This window comes from Marinobacter sp. (assembly GCF_033722735.1).
Taxonomy (GTDB): Bacteria; Pseudomonadota; Gammaproteobacteria; order Pseudomonadales; family Oleiphilaceae; genus Marinobacter.
In genome coordinates, this window is the sequence record NZ_JAWVYN010000005.1 from 68,477 (window position 1) to 82,887 (window position 14,411).

At 61.3% G+C, this 14,411-nt stretch carries 15 protein-coding genes; 4 read left to right on the top strand and 11 right to left on the bottom strand.

The window, feature by feature from the left end:
• Positions 1-51 precede the first annotated feature (51 nt).
• On the top strand, positions 52-1,035 hold the full coding sequence (locus R3175_RS05745; protein ID WP_318942922.1) for an ABC transporter substrate-binding protein: 984 nt from the start codon (positions 52-54) through the stop codon (positions 1,033-1,035).
• 20 nt (positions 1,036-1,055) lie between these two features.
• Positions 1,056-2,972: an ATP-binding protein gene (locus R3175_RS05750; protein WP_318942923.1), complete on the top strand. Its 1,917-nt coding sequence runs from the start codon at positions 1,056-1,058 to the stop codon at positions 2,970-2,972.
• Positions 2,973-2,983: 11 nt separating this feature from the next.
• On the opposite strand, the gene gorA is transcribed toward R3175_RS05750, so the two are convergent.
• Genes gorA through gspE form a run of 11 tightly spaced genes read right to left on the bottom strand, consistent with a single transcriptional unit; the run spans position 2,984 to position 12,858 of the window.
• Positions 2,984-4,351, bottom strand: coding sequence for a glutathione-disulfide reductase (gene gorA, locus R3175_RS05755; protein WP_318942924.1), 1,368 nt, complete (start codon positions 4,349-4,351; stop codon positions 2,984-2,986).
• A gap of 42 nt (positions 4,352-4,393) precedes the next feature.
• A complete protein-coding gene (locus R3175_RS05760; RefSeq protein WP_318942925.1) occupies positions 4,394-5,041 on the bottom strand; it encodes a GNAT family N-acetyltransferase in 648 nt (215 codons plus the stop codon).
• A 54-nt stretch (positions 5,042-5,095) separates the two neighbouring features.
• Positions 5,096-5,620, bottom strand: coding sequence for a type II secretion system protein M (locus R3175_RS05765; protein WP_318942926.1), 525 nt, complete (start codon positions 5,618-5,620; stop codon positions 5,096-5,098).
• Between the two features lie 4 nt (positions 5,621-5,624).
• Positions 5,625-6,929 carry a type II secretion system protein GspL gene (gene gspL, locus R3175_RS05770; protein ID WP_318942927.1) on the bottom strand — a complete coding sequence of 435 codons (1,305 nt, stop codon included), beginning with the start codon at positions 6,927-6,929 and terminating at the stop codon, positions 5,625-5,627.
• Between the two features lie 39 nt (positions 6,930-6,968).
• Positions 6,969-7,970: a type II secretion system minor pseudopilin GspK gene (gene gspK / locus R3175_RS05775; protein ID WP_318942928.1), complete on the bottom strand. Its 1,002-nt coding sequence runs from the start codon at positions 7,968-7,970 to the stop codon at positions 6,969-6,971.
• The gene (gspJ, locus tag R3175_RS05780) at positions 7,967-8,731 is read right to left on the bottom strand and encodes a type II secretion system minor pseudopilin GspJ (protein WP_318942929.1); all 765 of its coding nucleotides are present in this window, start codon (positions 8,729-8,731) and stop codon (positions 7,967-7,969) included. The genes gspK and gspJ overlap by 4 nt, the downstream gene beginning before the upstream one ends.
• Entirely contained in the window at positions 8,731-9,099 is a 369-nt protein-coding gene (gene gspI / locus R3175_RS05785) for a type II secretion system minor pseudopilin GspI (RefSeq protein ID WP_318943001.1), read from the bottom strand. The genes gspJ and gspI overlap by 1 nt, the downstream gene beginning before the upstream one ends.
• A 5-nt stretch (positions 9,100-9,104) precedes the next feature.
• Entirely contained in the window at positions 9,105-9,635 is a 531-nt protein-coding gene (gspH, locus tag R3175_RS05790; protein WP_318942930.1) for a type II secretion system minor pseudopilin GspH, read from the bottom strand.
• Between the two features lie 3 nt (positions 9,636-9,638).
• On the bottom strand, positions 9,639-10,082 hold the full coding sequence (gene gspG, locus R3175_RS05795; RefSeq protein WP_318942931.1) for a type II secretion system major pseudopilin GspG: 444 nt from the start codon (positions 10,080-10,082) through the stop codon (positions 9,639-9,641).
• Between the two features lie 51 nt (positions 10,083-10,133).
• A complete protein-coding gene (gene gspF / locus R3175_RS05800) occupies positions 10,134-11,345 on the bottom strand; it encodes a type II secretion system inner membrane protein GspF (protein WP_318942932.1) in 1,212 nt (403 codons plus the stop codon).
• A gap of 7 nt (positions 11,346-11,352) precedes the next feature.
• Positions 11,353-12,858 carry a type II secretion system ATPase GspE gene (gspE, locus tag R3175_RS05805; protein WP_413231735.1) on the bottom strand — a complete coding sequence of 502 codons (1,506 nt, stop codon included), beginning with the start codon at positions 12,856-12,858 and terminating at the stop codon, positions 11,353-11,355.
• A gap of 217 nt (positions 12,859-13,075) precedes the next feature.
• Between gspE and R3175_RS05810 the strand changes: the two genes are divergently transcribed.
• On the top strand, positions 13,076-13,735 hold the full coding sequence (locus R3175_RS05810; RefSeq protein ID WP_318942934.1) for a type II secretion system protein N: 660 nt from the start codon (positions 13,076-13,078) through the stop codon (positions 13,733-13,735).
• Positions 13,736-13,744: 9 nt separating this feature from the next.
• Entirely contained in the window at positions 13,745-14,401 is a 657-nt protein-coding gene (locus R3175_RS05815; RefSeq protein ID WP_318942935.1) for a transglutaminase-like cysteine peptidase, read from the top strand.
• Positions 14,402-14,411 lie beyond the last annotated feature (10 nt).

The window sequence follows — 14,411 nt, forward strand, 5'->3', positions numbered from 1 at the left end:
TCCTCTGGCCAGAGGCACTATCGCACAGACTTGAAGTTACCAAGGCTGGTAATGACCCACGACGCAACACGACCAACATCGTCCTGCGCAGGCTGGAACCGCAGCCTGGCTGTCGTTCTGCTGTCGCTGCTGATGCTGCTCCCGGGCGCTGCGGCCTGGGCACAGCCCCCATCCGAGGCCAGTTCCTCTCGCCAGGTGCTGTTGGCCGGTTCGGACAACGCTGCCTTCAACATCCGCTTCACCCAGCTGCTCAGGGACCAGTTGGGACCGCAGGTTGAAGTGAGGCCCTACAGCGAGAGTGCCAGCCTGGCCAACCCCCAGGCGCTTGTGGTTACCCTTGGCAATCGGGCCCTGAGCGAGGTGCAACAGCAATCCCCCCGACCCGCCACGCTGGCGCTGATGGTGGATGAGGACCAGTTCGAAAACTACGGCCAACGGGACGGCCCGCCGGTCTCGGCGATCTACTACGACCCGCCATTACTGCGGCAGGCACTGCTGGGGCAGCTGATCCTTCCGCACGGAAATCAGGTTGCCATACTGGTTCGTCCGGGCGAGGAAACCCGCTACGACGGACTCATTGCCGAGCTTGCCAATTATGACCTCCAGGCCAAGCTGTTCACCATCGAGAGCGAAGACACCCTCATCGCCTCGCTGGCACGCGCCCTGGCCTACGGCGATTACCTGCTGGCCGTATCCGATACAGCAATTTACAACCCCAGAACCATCAAACACATCCTGCTGACCGCCTATCGACGCAATCGCATTGTCATTGGCCCAGCAAGGGCCTTTGTCCGGGCCGGCGTTCTGGCTACCACCTACACCCCCCTCGATGACATCGCCGGCGCCGCGGTAGAACATATCCGGCACTTCCTCAGATCCGGGCGCCTGCCCCCGGCGGTCCATCCCGACGAGTTTCGCGTCGAGATCAATCGTCAGGTCGCCCGTTCACTCAACATTCCGGTACCGGAGGCCGGTGAACTGGAAGCCCAGCTCAAGTCGCTACTCGGTGCGCCGGCTGAGGAGGAGACCCCATGACGTGGTGGAGCCGCTCACCAATGCCACTTAGTCGCCACCTGCTATGGCTGGGCATTTTGCCGGCCGTGCTGATGTTCCTGGTGCTGATGTTCTTCTTCACCTCCGCCCGCCTGGACGATGCCCGCCGGGACCTTTACAACAGCGGTCAGTTGCTCGCCGATAATCTCGCGCCGGCAGTGGAATACGCTGTGGTGTCCGGCAACACCCAGCTCCTTCAGCAAATCCTGGAGCAGTCGTTCGAGCGCAGTCGGGCGGACTGGATCCGGGTCGAGGATGTGACGGGCAATGTGGTGGGGGCGGTGCATCGGGATGAAGGTGAAATCGGCACCCGCGATGGTCAATCTTTCAGCGCTGACATCCTGCAATTTCCCCTCGACATGGACGCGGAACGCTCGGCAGGCTGGTTCGAGCCGAATTATGGGTTCTCCAGCGGAGCCATCCGAATCGGCACGGTCGAGGTGGGCGTATCGGAGCAGGTGATTGCGTCCAAGCAACGGGACATCCTCTGGTCCTCATTTATCGTTGGCGTGGCTTTGCTGGTGTTTACCGTGCTGGCGGTTCGGCGCAGCCTGACCAGCCTGGTAGGCCCCATCCATGAACTGTCGGAACGGGTCACCGCGCTGATCAATGGCCATTACGCCGAAAACCCGGTAAAACGATTCAACAACACCACAGAGATCGTTCAACTGGAAGAGAACCTCAACGCTCTGGCCCGCCACATGAGCAGCCTCCAGTTATCCCGGGATCAGACCCTGGCAGCTTCCGAAACCGCCCGGGAAAGAGCCGAGTCGGCCAGTAAAGCAAAATCTGAATTCCTGGCGGTGATGAGCCACGAGCTTCGCACGCCGCTAAACGGTGTCCTGGGCATGATCGAACTGATCTCCGAAGAAGGGCTGTCCGACCAGCAACGGGATTACCTCAATACGGCCAAGCGCTCCACCGAAGATCTGCTTACAGTCATCAGTGACATACTGGATTTTTCCCGCATGGACCGCGGCAAGCTGGCGCTGGACTTTCACGATTTTGATATCCGCGAGGTCATCGAAAATTGTGTCGCTACCTTCCGTCATTCCTCCGAACAACAGGGCCTGCGGCTGTCATTGCAGTTCACCGGCAACTGGCCGGCGCACACGGTCGTTAAGGGCGACGCCCCCAGGCTCAGGCAGGTACTGGCGGGTCTGCTGGACAACGCCATCAAGTTTACCGACGAGGGCTCCATCGCCGTTCAGGCGGAATGGCACTACCTGGAAGATCACTGCATGGTGCTGCAGTGCACCGTTCGGGATTCCGGCACCGGCATTCCCAGCGAACGCATGAAGGAAATCTTCCGCACCTTTGAGCAACTCGACAGCTCGGACGCCCGTCAGCACGGGGGCACGGGGATTGGCCTGGCATTGGTACAGAAACTGGTGGAACTGATGGGCGGCCATATTCAGGTGGAAACCGATCTGGGCACCGGTTCGGCGTTCCGCTTCGAATTGCCGTTTGAGCTGGACGGCGACAATGATGCCGAGGAACCCCAACACCACCCACAGGAAACGGCCTCCGAAACCGGCAGTTCCAGGGCCCTGGTGGTGGAGGACAACCCGGTAAACCAGCGCGTGGCCACCGCCCTGCTCACCCGGCTCGGCTTTGAAACCGATGCGGTGAGCAACGGCAAGGACGCTCTTGAGCGGGTGCAATCCAGCCAGTTTGATTATTCAGTCATCCTGATGGATTGCCAGATGCCGGTCATGGATGGCTATGAAGCCACCCGCACCATCCGGGACTGGGAACAGAAAAATGGCCATCGCAGCGTTCCCATCATTGCCCTCACCGCCGACGTGCTTCCGGGCACCGAGAACAATTGCCGGGAAGCCGGGATGAATGACTACCTGGCGAAGCCGGTGCGAATGGATAAGCTTCGCACCGTGCTCAGCCGCTGGATCCGTTTCTGACGGCCAAGCTGTCAGGCGTCGGCAACCGGTTCACGCATGGTCACGAACTCCTCAGCGGAGGTGGGGTGAATGCCAATGGTGGCGTCAAACTCCGCCTTGGTGGCGCCGGCCTTGATGGCCACGGCGAGGCCCTGGATGATCTCACCGGCATCCGGCCCGACCATATGGGCGCCCAGCACCCGGTCTGAGTCCCCATCGACCACCAGCTTCATCAGACAACGCTCCTGCCGTCCGGTCAATGTGTACTTCATCGGCTTGAACTCCGAGCGGTACACGCGCACCTGGTGACCCGCGGCCCTCGCCTCCGCCTCGGTCAGTCCCACGGTACCGATATTGGGCTGGCAGAACACCGCGGTGGGAATATGGTTGTAATCCATCTCGCCCTGGCCATCGCCAAACAGGCGCCTGGACAATACCATGGCCTGGGCGATGGCCACCGGTGTCAGCTGTGGCGTACCCACGACATCCCCCAACGCGGTGATACCGGGCACATTGGTCTGGAAATGCTCGTCGACGCGGATGTGCCCGGACGGCGTCAGCTCCACCCCCACATCGGTCAGCCCCAGCCCCTCGGTCAGGGCCCGACGTCCGGTGGCAGCCATCACCAGGCCGGTGGTCAGGCGGGAGCCATCCGACAGCGACAGGTTGTAGTGCCCACCCTCAGGCTGGACCGACTCAATCGTTACACCGAACCGAAGCTGGATGCCCTTTTTGGTCAGCTCTTCGGCGGTAAAGCGGCGGACATCGTCATCGAACCCACGCAGGAACATCTCGCCCCGATAGAGCAACGTGGTTTCCACGCCCAATCCCGCCAGGATGCCGGCGAATTCCACCGCTATGTAACCACCGCCCCACACCACCGCCTGCCGCGGCAGCTGGGGCAGATAGAACATCTCGTTGGAGGTCAGGATGCACTCCTGCCCGGGCAGCTCAGGCACCACGGGCCAGCTTCCCGTTGCAATGGTGATGTGTCGGGTCTGGTAGCGATCATCCCCCACCACCACGGTATTGGCGTCCGCCAGCCGTGCCGAGCCCTCGATGACCCTGACGCCGGCATTGTCCAGCAGGCGACGGTAAACACCATTGAGGCGCTCAATCTCCGCATTTTTGTTGGCCACCAGGGTGGGCCAGTCAAACCCAACCTGCTCCCTGGGCACATGCCAGCCGTAACCCCCAGCGTCTTCCAGCTCCTCACTGACATGGGCGCCATAGACAAACAGTTTCTTGGGAACACAGCCGACATTGACACAGGTGCCGCCGAGATAGCGGGATTCCACAATCGCCACCCGGGCCCCCCTTTGGGCAGACATTCGAGCGAGACGAACGCCGCCGGAGCCGGCGCCAATCACAATCAAATCGAAGTTCTGGTTCTCAGACACTCGGTCTCCTTACCCACACGCAAATTGAATCAGGTGCCGGCGCTAGTGCGCCGGCCGTACTTCCCGGAACAGCACATGATCCTCGAAGTCGCCCAGTTTGAGCTTACCAAGACTCCGGAAGCCTTCGGATTCGTAGAACTGAAGATAGCGGCTGTTACCGGTGTCCAGCACCAGACCGCTACCCCGGGGGTTGTCCGCACACAGCCGCTGCACGGTTTCCAGCAACAGCCTGCCGTACCCCCGGTTCTGGTACTTGGGGTGCACCCCCATCAAGGGCAGTTGGTGGGCCTGGGGTTGCGGCAGCATTGCCCGAATCCGGTCATGGTATTCCAGGTAGCGACGGGTGGATGCGAATCCAGCCGTTAACATCATCCGCAGCCGCCAGCTGAACTGTTCGGCCAGGTTGAGCCGCAATTCCGGCTCACCGATGAAGGCCACCGCCACCAGCGTCTCGTTCACCATCACCCCGATGGCTTCCTGGTTGAGGTCGAAATACAGGTTGATGAGTTCGCGGATGGTGGCCCGGACCCGTTGCTCATAGCCCGGGCGCCGATGGTCGAACAGGTACTGGAACGTCGGCTCATGCCGATAAGCCTGAAACAGGATGGACTTTGCCTCGTTGATGGCGGTCTCGTCGAGACGGACGATGACTGCCTCCGGATGCGTGTTATCTGGGTTACTGCCTGTCATCTTCGAACTCCCCAAAGAGTTGGCAGGGACAGACCCGCCAACGTGACCATGGAATTAGATTTCCAGGGTAAGCCGCACCGACACCACACCGGGGGCGTCGCCCCGGTCAAACGATGCCTGATCGACCACGACGCCATATTCCTGATGGAGCCCCTCCAGCCAGGACGCCACGTTCTTGAACGGTACATCCTCCAACCATACCCGAATGGCAGAGTCCCCACTGGGTTCAAAACGGTTTAGGGACAGCCCGGATTGCCCGGCCGTGCGGGTTACCGTCGACATCAGCGCGCGGCTGCCAGACAGCTGGGAGGCACCGCCACGGTCTCCGTCAGAGGCCGACAACTGCTGGATGGCGGCCCGGTTTTCCTGCATCCAGGCCAGCAGCTCTGCCGAATTTTCCCGGGCGGAAACGGCCCTCTCATGGAAACCCGCCGCCGGCCGCCAGATTCCGAAATAGACTACCGCCAAAGCCACCGCGATCAGTAGCACAAGCAGTGCCTGCTGGTCGCGTTTGGGCAGGTGGTCGTACTGGGCAATCATCTTGCCTACAGCAGGATGGTCCTTTATTTTCTGCAGCACTGCCTCAACCTCCGGAAATTGTCAGGCGGCCCCGAGCGCCGCTGGGTTCGTTGACCACGGAGCCGATATCCGCCTCCAGTCCCTTCTGCACCAGCCCATTGCGTAGGGCACTCAACCGGTCGAAGCTGTCAGCCCGGAGGTCCACCACCAATTCCCCCCGGGATTCGGTGTAGTTGATCGAATTGAACTGGACGCTCTCCTTCCCCGGCAGGCTGGCATACTGCTGGCCGGCGTACTTCATCAGCGACAGGAAATCAGTGCTCTGTCCACTGGCGTCCAGCTGTCGCAGTTGACCGCGGATCACACGCCGGACGTTGCCCGCGTTGGTGCGACGATCCGCAGGAAAATACTGGCGGTAAATCGCCATCGCTTGCTCTTCCATCCGGTCCGCCTGCTGTTGCTGATAGATTCCCAGCCCGATCTCCAGGGCGACCTGCAGAACAAACCAGGTACAGGCCACCGCGATGAGCGGTCGCCAGGGTCTGAGCACACTGCGCCGGCTGCCGTTAACGGAGAAGTCCCCTTCACAGAGATTGATCGGCTCACACCGGTGGTGGTAATGAGAGTGGGCCAACAACTCAAGAGGCGCCAGCTCAAGCGTTTCCCGGCTGTAATTCAGGGCGGTGTCGGAAGCAAGCACCCCTTCCAGTGCCACCTGTTTCTCAAGGTCCTCCGCTGTACCGTACAGGGCCACGCGAACTTCGGCGTTGACCTCATCCTCCTGAGGCACCGAAAGCGTATGAGCGAACACTTCCAGGTTGGCGGCGGCCATCCGCAGCCATTCGCCACGGGAGCTGGAGACCAGTGCCTGGTCGCCATCCAGGCAAATGACCCATTCGCGCCCCTGCACCGGCAACAGCGAAGCGTCGGCATACATGGCCATCAGTCGCGTGTGCGCCCAGTCGGAGAACACGCTCAACCAATGCCCCATGGTCGACCGATCGATGGCGGCCACCCGATAACCCTGCTCCCCCCGGTTTCCCAGGGCCAGGTGCATGGACTCCACATCCTGGGCAAGCTGCTCTTCCACCGCAAACGGCAGGGCCTGCCGGATGAACCGGGCCTGCTTGGCGGGAATGTCGGCCTGGCAGAAGATGACCTCGTCCCCCGGCAGCAGTGCATACAGCGCAACATTGTCCAGCGCATTCTGAGTCAGGGTCTGTTCAATGGTTTCCCGGGTATCCCCCGTGCCACGAGCCTGGGCATCGCCACCAGCGTCGAGCAGGACCCAGTTGAACACCGGGCCAATCTGCTCCGGTACGGCCTCCGCCGGGGGCTGCTCTGGTTGAACGTACAAGCGATAGGTCATGGGGTTCGGCGTCCTTGTGCTTAGCCTCGTGATGGGTTATCAGCCTTCCGACACTGAGAAAGGCGGTTTGTCGATACGGAGTTTCTGACCGCTGTCCCGAGCGACGATCTGGAATTTGCCATCGCCACTTCGATACAGGGTGCTGACCAGGTTAACCGTGCGGTCGTCGTAGGTGATCCGGGATACCACTTCGAAGAACCGACTGCTCAGCGTTAATCGGTCCGCTTTCATCCCCAGGCCGGCAAACTCCGGCAGGGCCAGGAAATCGGCCAGCTCCTCAAAGCGCTCATCCTCTATGTTGGCAAGAATAGCCTCTGCCTGGGGCCGAGTCAGCCTTTCATGCAACGACTGCAACACCGGGGCCGTCGCCATGTTAACATTGATGCCCAGCCCCGACACCGGCAGGGCCGCCACGTGGGGCCTCAGCTTCAGGTAATCCTTGGCGGTCATGCCGCTGATCAGGCGCAATTCGCTGACGCTGGCAAAGTACTGGTTGCCCACCCGATACGAGGGCTGCTGGACCAGGTAATATCCGTCCTCGGCCCCTTCCGCGCTGACCGTCTCGTCGTTCCGGTCAATCCAGTCCACCAGGGCATCCACCCTCACGGTCCTGATATCCAGTATCTGTAGCAAACGTTCCAGGCGCCCCCGCGTGACGGTGTCCACTTCACCGCCGGGGGTTACGAGATCGTTCAGGTTGATTCGACCACTCAGGTCATCAATCTGGATCTCGGCGACCCCATTGTCATCCAGTGGCAGGATGGCGGAATACTGTGACCATGGCTCGTCCGGGCTGTCCACCTGGGCACCATCTTCCTTGTCCTGCTCGTAGTCCTTGAACAGAATTTGCTGGGCAAACTCCTCCGCACCCAGCGCCACGCTGTAACCCTGTTGCTGTGCCAGGTAATGGCTGGCCCGAAACACCCTTACGCTCTGCTGCTGGGTCATGCCCGCCGTCAGCATGACCACCAGGGCCATGGCCAACAGCACCATGATCAACGCGACACCCCGTTGTTCCAGTCCGGGAATCCTACCGGTCATTGCGTCGCCCCCGTGCTATCGCCGCCCGGCTGGGACTGCTCTTCCGATTCCCCGTTCTGGCCGTCCGCCGGGCCGGCCTGCTGACTGATCTGGTTTTGCAGTGCCTGTTGATCGAACGACGGCAACACGTACAAGCGCTCCACCTCACCAAACCGGCTGTGCTCCAACCGGATTCGCAGCCCCCGGGGCAGTCCGAAAGAGCTCACGCCCCCGCCGGTGGCATTGTTCAGGGCCTCCTGGGTCGGCCACTCCTCCACCCAGTTGTTGTCGGCATCCAGGTATTGCAACTCGAAATCCTTCAGCTCCGTCAGCAGCAATTGATCGGTGCTGGTTTCTTCCTGGCCCTGGTCCAGCATCAGCCAATACCGGCGATGCAGTTCGTCGCCGGTGAACTCATAGGCAACCCGCTGCAGGTTGGAGCGGTGGCTGCCCAACGGGTTGCGCCAACCCTGACGGGTCAGCTCCAGGTCGAAGTCATCACCCCGGCTGGTCAGGGCCGGCACGAAATCGCCATACACGTTGCGAACCGGCCGCTGTACCGCCTGAGTGATGTCGCGCTCCAGCAACAGGAAGGCCTTCTGCAAGCCGTCAAACTCACCCGCGACCGCATCCACCCGGTCCCGGGAGGCAATCACGCCAGACAGCACCTGCCACACGCCCAGACCGATGACGGCGGTGATGGTCACCGCGATCAACACTTCCATCAGGGTAAAGCCGGACTGGCGGCGCAGCACAACGGTGGCGGCTGATCGTCCACCCATCACTGAGGCTCTCCGATGAATCCGGACAAGGCATGGGCATTGATCGGATCGGAGCGTTCGTCCGGATATTTCGAAATGGTGATATCAATCCGACGGATGGTGGGCTCGGCGGTGCCCTTCACCGAGGTGTGTACCTGCCAGCGGTACTGGCCGAAATCCAGGTCTTCGGTACTTTCCGAAATGTCCGGGAAGGTGTCGGCAAGGCGGAATTCGTTCATCCGGTTGTCCGCGATCCACAGGGCGAGGGTTTTATCCCGAACCCGCTCATAACTGGTGATGTACTGGCTGCCCACCTGGGCGGCAGCGGTGCCGATCAAGCCAAACACCAGCAACGCCACCAGCACTTCGATCAAGGTAAAACCCTTCACTCGGATCAAGACTCGCCTCCTTGCTCGCCGGGGTGCTGCCACTCCAGCGGCGACACGCCATCGGAGACGATGCGGTGCAGGTAGTCGGAATCCGATCCAACGGTGAACTCCAACTCAAAGGGCGTGGTTTCCCCGCTGGAAAAGAACACCAGGTCGGGACGCTGGGTGGTGCCTTCTCCCCCCAGTTTGGGCAGCTCACTCTCGATCAGGGGCGTGATGGTGACCCACTCCGGAAGTACCCGGGGCCGAAACAGGCGCGCCCCCTGGTCCGTCCACTCGCCGCTTTCGTCATCGAACACCACAAACTGGTAGCCATCGTCGGTGAACACCAACCCCAGTTCCTGATTGTTGAGGATGGCCTGTTCAGACGCGGTCTGCATCAACAGATACAGTTCCCGAACCCGGCTCTCCAGTTCCCGCTGCTGACTGGCACCGCCCATGTTGGTCACTGCCAGCGCAGCCAGCAGTCCCACCACCACCAGCACGACCAGGATTTCGATCAGGGTGAAGCCCCGGGAGAGAGAGCATCGGATCACGGATTAGTCCTGCACATCCCAGACGCTGATGTCGGCGTTGTTGCCATCCCCACCTTCCTGGCCGTCCGCGCCATAGGACAGAAGGTCATAGGGGCCTTCTACCCCGGGGCTGATGTACTGGTAGGGGTTGCCCCAGGGATCCTCCGGCACGTTCTTCATGTAACCGTCCGGGTTCCAGTTCTTCGGCTCCGGGCTGCCGGATGGCTTGGCGACCAGCGCTTCCAGCCCCTGCTGTGTGGAGGGGTAGTGGCTGTTGTCGAGACGGTACAGGTCCAGGGAGTTGGCAATGTTGCTCATCTGGGTCTTGGCGACGGTAACCTTGGCCTGTTCACTGCGTCCCATGATGTTGGGGGCCACAATCGCCACCAGCAGACCCAGTATCACCATGACCACCATGATTTCGATGAGGGTGAAACCCCGTTGGTTTCCGGCAAATTCGTTGTTCATGTTGCGAACGTCCTTCCGTTTATAGGTTCCGGTGAAAAAAAGTGTTGGCGGCTAGCCGACCAGGTTGCTCATATTCAGGATGGGCAGCATGATCGCAAGTACAATGATCAACACCACCACGCCCATCAGCAACAGCATCATCGGCTCAAACAGGCCGACGATGGTGGCAATCTTTGCCTGAAGGGTATTCTCCTGCATCCGCGCAGTCCGCTCCAACATGCTGTCCAGCTCACCACTGGCTTCACCGCTGGCGATCATGTGTAACATCATCGGCGGAAAATACCCGGTCTGATCCAGCGAGCGGTGCAGCGATCCGCCTTCACTGACTTTTTGCGCCGCACCGCGCAGCTCCTGGCGCAGGTAGTCATTGGACAACACCTCGCCCGCAATCCGCATGGCCTCCACCAGCGGTACACCACTGGTGGTGAGAATGCTCAGGGTACTGGCGTATTGCGCGGTGTTCACCCCAAGCACCAGGCCGGACACCATCGGCAGGTTCAACAGCGAGCGGTGAAACCGCAACCGGTTCGCCGGCTTGCGCAGGGCCAGGCGGAACAGCACCACGGCCAGCATAATCAGCGCCCCGAGGTAGATGCCGTAACTGGACAGAAACTCGGATACCGCCAACATCACCTGGGTGAGGGCCGGCAACTCCTGCCCCTGCTTCAGGAACACATCGATGATGTCCGGCACCACATAGGTCAGCAGGAACACCACGATGGCAATCGCCACAAAACTGAGGATGATCGGATAGATGGCGGCAAGCTGGATTTTTTGGCGGGCTTCCTGTCGGCGCTCGGTATGATCCGCCAGCCGATTCAACACCAGGTCGAGGTGGCCGGCATGCTCGCCGGCAGCCACCGTGGACCGGTACAGCCGGGGAAAGGCCCGGGGAAACTCACCCAGGCTGTCCGCCAACGAATAGCCCTCCATCACCTTGGCACGAATGGCGATCATCATGCTCTTGAGCCGAGGCTTCTGGGATTGCTGGGCGGCGGCTGACAGCGCCTGTTCGATGGGAATGCCGGACTGGATCAGCGTTGCCAGTTGCCGGGTCACCAGCGCCAGATCCGCCGCACTGAGGCCACCACGGCTGCTCAACGGATTGCTGCGGGCCTGCTTCTCCACCGCGGGCGTCACTTCCAGCGGCGTCAGCGCGCGCTCCCGCAACTGTTGCCGCACCGCGCGGGCGCTGTCGGCCTCGAGCACGCCCTGTTTCTGCTTGCCCCGGCCGTCCAGAGCCTTGTAGTCAAATGCTGGCATGGGCGGATCAGCTCCGGTGCGTCACGCGAAGGACTTCCTCGATGGACGTGACCCCTCGCAGAATCTTGTCCACCCCGTCGGCGTGAATGCTGGGAGTGCGTTTGCGCGCCTCATACTCCAGGTCCAGCTCGCCGGCCCGTTTGTGGATCAGGGCGCTGATCTCTTCGGTCACCTCGACCACCTCGTAGATACCGATCCGGCCCTTGTAGCCAAGCTGGTTACAGCTCTCACAGCCTTTCGGACGGTAGATGGTGGGCGGCTTGGCGGGATCCTGCTGCATGAAGTCGCACTGTTCCTCGGTCGCGGTGCAGGGTTCCTTGCACTCCTCGCACAGCACACGCACCAGCCGCTGGGCGATGATGCCCACCAGGCTGGAGGAAATCAGGAACGGCTCGATGCCCATGTCCATCAACCGGGTAATGGCGCCGACGGCGGTATTGGTGTGCAAGGTGGACATCACCATGTGGCCGGTCAAGCTGGCCTGCACCGCAATCTCGGCGGTTTCCAGGTCGCGGATCTCCCCGATCATGACCACGTCCGGGTCCTGCCGGAGAATGGCGCGCAGTCCCCGTGCGAAGGTCATGTCCACCTTCGGGTTGACCTGGGTCTGCCCGATCCCCGGCAGGTTGTATTCGATGGGGTCTTCCACCGTGAGGATATTGCGGCTGCGGTCGTTGATCTCCTGCAGCGCGGCATACAGGGTTGTGGATTTACCGGAGCCGGTGGGACCGGTCACCAGCAGGATGCCGTAGGGCTGGCTGATGAGCCGGCGCAGGATCTTGAGGTCGCCCTCTGCCATGCCCAGGGATTCCAGGCGGATATTGCCGGCCTGTTTGTCCAACAGCCGCAACACCACCCGCTCGCCGTTGGCCGAGGGCATGGTGGACACCCGCAGATCCACTTCCCGGCCGGCGACCCGCAGGGCAATCCGACCGTCCTGGGGGACCCGCTTCTCGGCAATATCCAGCTTGGCCATGACCTTGATTCGCGACACCAGCAATGGTGCCAGGGCCCGTTTGGGCTGGACCACTTCCCGCAACACCCCGTCCACCCGGAATCGCACCACCAGGCGTTTCTCGTAGGTTTCTATGTGGACATCCGAGGCATGGGTCTTGACCGCTTCGGTGAGGATGGCGTTGATCAGCCGAATGATCGGCGCATCGTCTTCCTGCTCCAGCAGGTCTTCGGTTTCGGGAACCGAGTCGGCCAGGGAGGCCAGGTCCATGTCGTCACCAATCCCCTCCACCATTTGCATGGCCTCGGCGGAATCGCTCTGGTAGGCCGCGTTCAGGGCCGCGTCGAACTGCTCGGGTTCGATGGTCGCGAAGCGGGCGGTACCGCCGCTGATACGGTTGGCTTCCGCCAACGCGGCGTGGCCAGCTCCGGGGCGAACCAGGATGACCGCCTTGCCATCGTCGTCGCGGGTAAGGATCACCCCGTTGCGTTTGGCGAAGGTGAATGGAAGACGGCCCAGCGGCGCTTCCTGCTGCTGGAGATCGGAATCTGTGTTCAAGGTCATCCTCATTGTGTCACGTTGGTGCGGGAGCCTTTGGGGGAAAGTTTCCCTTGTTATTCAAATAATTCAGAAAGGCTACCACAGGATTTGGAACCGCTGAACAACTCTATACACTATACTGCGATTCGTATTGGCCATGAACGCCTCGCAAGCCTTTATCGCAGAAAAAAGGCTATCATGGTTAAACACTTATTCATGATCCACAAGGAATACAATGTCAGCGTTAAACGCCCGGCTTCCCATGTTACTGGCCCTGATCGTCGCCGTGGCCATGATTGCGGCCCTGGGTGGGCAAGGTTACCGTCACTGGCAGCAGGCCCAGTCCGACCAGCAGCAGACGTCGCAGAGCGCACAGGCCCAGGCTGCAGCCCAGGAGGCCCAGGCGCCCTCAATCAGTCTGGCAGATGTTGAGCTGTTTGGCACTGCCAGCTCAGCCACCAGCCAGGTCACCAACACCGAGAACCTGCCGGAGACCAACCTCCGCCTCTACCTGCGGGGGGTGCTGGCCGCCGAAGGCGATTTTCCGGGCAGCGCGCTGATCGAAGACGACAGCAACACCACCGAATCCTATTTGGTGGGCGATGAGTTGCCCGGCAACGCAACCTTGCGCTCGGTACACGCCAATCGGGTCATCATCGAACGCAGCGGGAAGCTCGAAAATCTCTATTTCCCGGATCTGGAAGACAGCAGCGGCATGGAGTTTGCCGAAGAGAGCGACGCCACCGCCGCCGGGTCGGCCACCACCGCTCCGACTCGGACGCCCGCTTTCGAACGGCCGGTAATCAGCACCCCCGAGGCGGCCGAGCAACGCCGGGAAGAGATCCGACAGCGGCTGGAACAGTTACGCGAACGCTTACGCAGCAACTCCAATTGAGGCGCCACCATGGATACAGGGATCTGGCCAATTGCCCGTCGCATTGCCCTGCTCCCGGTACTCCTGCTGGTTACCGCCGTGGCGGCGCTGGAACTGAGCAACCGCCTGCTGGACTACGTTCAGGAAGAGTTTGGCGAAGAGGCCAGGAACCGACTCATCACCTGGCAAAACCTCGAGAAAATGGCGGGCTCCGCGCCCATCGACCGACAGCTCAAGCTGGTCAACTCGTTCTTTAACCGCGCGCGCTTCATCAACGACATCAAGCACTGGGGGCAGGAAGACTATTGGGCCACACCGGTGGAGCTGCTGGCCACCAACGGCGGCGACTGCGAGGACTTCTCCATTGCCAAATACCTGACCTTGAAATCCATGGGGGTGCCGGACGAGCAGCTGCGCATCACCTACGTCAAGGCGCTGGAACTGAACCAGGCCCACATGGTGCTGGCCTGGTATCGCACCCCTGATGCAGACCCCCTGATCCTCGACAACCTGATCAATGAGATCAAGCCGGCTTCGCAACGCACCGACCTGGAGCCCGTCTACAGCTTCAACGGTGAAGGCCTCTGGCTCAACCGCCTCGGCGACGACGATGAACGCATCGGCGACGCCAGCCGTCTGGATCACTGGCGGGACATGAACGACCGGCTGCTGGACACCCTGCGCTGACGGGGTCCTC